The sequence below is a fragment of the Mesorhizobium sp. M1E.F.Ca.ET.063.01.1.1 genome (assembly GCF_003998155.1).
Classification (GTDB): Bacteria; Pseudomonadota; Alphaproteobacteria; order Rhizobiales; family Rhizobiaceae; genus Mesorhizobium.
In genome coordinates, this window is sequence record NZ_RZSC01000825.1 from 1 (window position 1) to 2,499 (window position 2,499).

The following is a 2,499-nucleotide window of genomic DNA, read 5'->3' on the forward strand; positions in this document are numbered from 1 at the left end:
CAAGGGGGGAGATCGGATGTCGCGCCGGTTTTCGCCAATCTCCAGCGTTGCAAGGAAGGCGCCGCCATTCGAACTGCCAATCTCCCCCCTTGCGGGGGAGATGTCCGGCAGGACAGAGGGGGGTGTGACGGAACGCCGACCTCGCTCCCCTCGACTTTCGCCGCAATCGACCCGAGCCATCTTTTCGGGCAATCTCTCCTCCTGTCCACGCCATGGGGCGGCGGCGTGCGGCCGAGGGAGGATTCCATGACCGAAATGCGTACGGCGACGCCGCGCTATGAGGACGCCGTCCAGCGCTTCCGTATCGAGGACGAGATCGCAAAACTTCACGGCGATCCGGCGAGCGGCATCAACGCCTATGTCGAATGCTGCGGCCGCTACACGGGAGAGAACCGGCTGGCGCTGCGCGCGATCTCGGCGACCGGCGAGCTCGGCGAATTCACCTTCGACGATCTCGCCGACATGTCGGGCCGCGTCGGCAATCTTCTGAAAGAGCTTGGCGTGCGCCCCGGCGATGTCGTTGCCGGCATGCTGCCGCGCATCCCGGAATTGGTGGCGCTGATCCTCGGCGCATGGCGCGTCGGTGCCGTCTACCAGCCGCTGTTCACCGCGTTCGGCCCGAAGGCGATCGAGCATCGGCTGGGCTATAGCCACGCCAAGCTGGTGGTGACCAACCCCGCCAACCACGGCAAGCTCGACGAGGTGGAAAACCATCCGCGCATCGCGACCGTCCTTGGCGCCGGCGATACCCTCCCCGCGGGCGACATCGATTTCCGCGCCGCCCTGGCCGCCGCCTCTCCCGATTGCGAGCCCGTGATGCGCAAAGGCTCCGACCTGTTCATGATGATGTCGACTTCCGGCACGACGGGGCACCCGAAAGGCGTGCCGGTGCCGCTCAACGCCCTGCTCGCCTTCGGCGCCTATATGCGCGACGCGATCGGGCTTCGCGCCGACGACGTGTTCTGGAACATCGCCGACCCGGGCTGGGCCTATGGGCTCTACTACGCCATCGCCGGGCCCTTGCAGCTCGGGATCGCCACCACCTTCTACGAAGGCGCCTTCAACGCCAAAAGCACCTACGACATCATCGAGCGTCTGGGCGTCACCAGCCTCGCCGGCTCGCCCACCGCCTATCGCCTGCTGATGGCGGAGGGGCCTGAGGCAGCCGCCCGCGTCAAGGGCAGGCTGCGCGTGGTGAGCAGCGCCGGCGAGCCGCTCAATCCGGAGGTGATCCGCTGGTTCGACGCCCATCTCGCCGCCCCCATCCACGACCATTACGGCCAGACCGAGAACGGCATGATGGTCAACAACCACCACGGACTGGCCCATCTCGTCCGCGCGGGCTCGGCCGGCTTCGCCATGCCGGGCTACCGCATGGTGGTGCTCGACGAAGCGGGCAACGAGCTCGGCCCCAACCAGCCGGGCGTGCTTGCCGTCGATATCGCGAACTCGCCGCTGCGCTGGTTCGACGGCTACCACCAGGCGGCGACGCCGGCGATATCGGGCGGCTATTACCGCACCGGCGACACGGTGGAGTATGAGCCGGACGGCTCGGTCTCCTTCATCGGCAGGGCGGACGACGTCATCACCTCGTCCGGCTACCGCATCGGACCGTTCGACGTCGAAAGCGCGCTGATCGAGCATCCGGCCGTCAACGAGGCGGCGGTCGTCGGCGTACCCGATCCGCAGCGTACCGAGATCGTCAAGGCCTTCGTCGTGCTGGCGCCGGCCTTCAAGGGCAGCGAAGCGCTTGGCGAGGAGCTCGCCCAGCACGTGAAGAAGCGGCTTTCGGCGCATTCCTATCCGCGCGAGGTCGAGTTCGTCGGCGAGCTGCCGAAGACGCCAAGCGGCAAGATCCAGCGGTTTCTGCTCAGGAAGGCGGAGGTGGAGAAGCGGAAGGGGTGATGTTGCCGATCTCCCCCCTCGAGGGGGAGATGTCGCCGAAGGCGACAGAGGGGTCGTCTCACATAGATCGCCAGCGTCGTCTCGCGCCGCGAAAGGCGTCGGCGCCCCACGCGCGGCGCCCCCCTCTGGCCGCTTCGCGGCCATCTCCCCCTCGAGGGGGGAGATCTACGGCGCCACGCGCTCAGTCTTTTTTTAGCCTAATCTTGTCTTCAAATGTGCGTATGTCATTGGGATAGAACGGGCGCGAGGGTTACATCATGCGGTTGATCTGGACGCTTCTCTTTGCGCTTGCAGGCAGCGTGACTTTCGCCGCCTCGCCGGAGGACGACTATATCGCGGCACGCGACAAGGCGATTTCCGACATCGCGGCGCAGGAAAGCTCGAATGCCGCCGTGGAAGCGCTCGATGCCGCCAACGAGAAGGCGCGTGCCGATCTCGAAAAGCGCCTGTCCGCCCTGCTCGGCCCGCTCTCGGTCAAGGATTTTCCAGCGACCGGCACGATCAATCTCGAAAGCCTCAGCGCTTCCGACATCGGCTTCGGCATGCTCGACGGGCTGCGATACGCCAATAGCGACGAGGGCCCAAGCATCGTGG

General features: G+C 66.3%; 1 protein-coding gene and 1 pseudogene. Both read left to right on the forward strand.

The window, feature by feature from the left end; genetic code table 11:
* Positions 1 to 246 precede the first annotated feature (246 nt).
* A complete protein-coding gene (locus EOA29_RS32915; RefSeq protein WP_127222173.1) occupies positions 247 to 1,905 on the forward strand; it encodes an acyl-CoA synthetase in 1,659 nt (552 codons plus the stop codon).
* Positions 1,906 to 2,162: 257 nt separating this feature from the next.
* Positions 2,163 to 2,499, forward strand: a pseudogene (locus tag EOA29_RS32920) (hypothetical protein); the annotation flags it as partial.